The organism is Marinobacter sp., assembly GCF_041984545.1.
GTDB lineage: Bacteria > Pseudomonadota > Gammaproteobacteria > Pseudomonadales > Oleiphilaceae > Marinobacter.
Window position 1 is genome coordinate 1 of sequence record NZ_JBHIXV010000067.1, and the last position, 1069, is coordinate 1069.

Here is a 1069-nt window from a genome sequence, read left to right on the forward strand (position 1 = left end):
TTTCGAATCCACGTAGATGTATTCCTTGAAGCCGCCCGATGGATCGTATTCTCCCGGCAGGGCGAGCTCCGTCTTAATCGATGTAATCTTCAAACTCCCATTTCCCTATTCGCGATACTTTTTCCGCAACCTCAATCCAGTTTTCACCAGTACATTCCCGTAAAAAATTTTGGATAGTGTCAACAATCTTTTGATAGTTGTATTCTCGAACGATTAGATGATGGCGACCGATTACTACCTCATTCATCCCATAGGTCTCCTCTAACCATTTTGGCGTACATACCTCGACATTGAAGGACTCCTCTCCGTCCACTCCTTCTGGCCCCACCATAACCTGTAAGAGAAACCCAAATTTTTCTGGAACTTCCGGCTGGTAGAGCTTGAGATCGTGAATATCAGGGCTGTGAAGCCGCTTTAATTCTGCGTTCATCGATTAATCCGTAATATCAAGATGGCCATTCGACTGCCAACGAGTTGACTGCTGACCTGGAACTCTCTGCTCAAAGTTTGCCTGGGTTCTATCCAGTCTCGGCTTGTAGCTGGGCGGTCTGTACTGCCTCAGACCATCTTTACTAACCAAGGTTTTGCCATCACTGGCCACTTTATAGCCGTCTCCAACCCAAGCTTTACCAAGTTTGTTGGCCTCGGTTTTAGTTGCCGAACCAAGACCAAAATTACCTTTTCCTCTAGCTGCATCGCGTAATATCCCAACCTCTTTGCCAAGAGACTTGGCCAATCTCCCGCTTTTTATCAAGGCTCCTGCAACCGCGCCAATTGGAACAAATGTTTCGGCATCCTGATACAGAGAACGGGCAAAACCAGCCCCCTCACCGTTATACCCATCGGCCAAAGCGCCGAGGACTCTGTCTCCGTTGAATCCGTTCCCCTGCAGTGCATTGTAGGACTCAACAATCACGCCACCAACGAAAGTAACCGCATTACGCCCATCCCTATCCACATTGCCGTAGGGGTTGTTATTGGCATAGGCGTACCGATTGAAGCTGTGAATATTCGATTCTTGCCACTTCACAGGGTCTATCCCGGTAAACCGCCCGATTGAGGACCCGTA

At 48.5% G+C, this 1069-nt stretch carries 2 protein-coding genes; both read right to left on the reverse strand.

What is annotated here, in order from left to right:
* Positions 1-73: 73 nt before the first annotated feature.
* Positions 74-430 carry an immunity 8 family protein gene (locus tag ACFC20_RS17475; RefSeq protein WP_341581980.1) on the reverse strand — a complete coding sequence of 119 codons (357 nt, stop codon included), beginning with the start codon at positions 428-430 and terminating at the stop codon, positions 74-76.
* A gap of 3 nt (positions 431-433) precedes the next feature.
* On the reverse strand, positions 434-1069 hold a 636-nt coding region (locus tag ACFC20_RS17480; protein WP_375194096.1), incomplete at its 5' end, for an RHS repeat-associated core domain-containing protein.